Origin of the sequence: Sporosarcina koreensis, from assembly GCF_001531445.1 — a bacterium.
Taxonomy (GTDB): domain Bacteria; phylum Bacillota; class Bacilli; order Bacillales_A; family Planococcaceae; genus Sporosarcina; species Sporosarcina koreensis_C.
The window spans coordinates 1-243 of sequence record NZ_LQYA01000143.1 but is presented as its reverse complement, the minus strand read 5'-3'; the positions used below and the strand labels follow the sequence as shown (position 1 = coordinate 243).

Sequence of the window (243 nt, the reverse complement as noted above, 5' to 3'; positions counted from 1 at the left end):
CCGATTCAGCTTTTCTACTAATCTTCAATTTTCATGACCCCTTTATCAATCATTTTTTATATAATAATTTTGCCTGTTCCAGTTCCTCATTGCTGTGACTGTAAAGCCTTCATCTTCTTTTTCATCATCATTTTCTTCATTCACTTTTACCAAATCGCCATCTTCTGCATCATCTAAATTTAATTCTTTGTGTATTTCCTTCAACAATCCACCGTATGAAATCAGTCGTTTACGGAACAAACC

1 protein-coding gene is annotated in these 243 nt (G+C 33.7%); it reads right to left on the bottom strand.

Annotated elements, in window-relative coordinates:
* Positions 1-45: 45 nt before the first annotated feature.
* A partial coding sequence (locus tag AWV70_RS15180; protein WP_153010007.1) for a protein rep occupies positions 46-243 on the bottom strand: 198 nt, incomplete at its 5' end.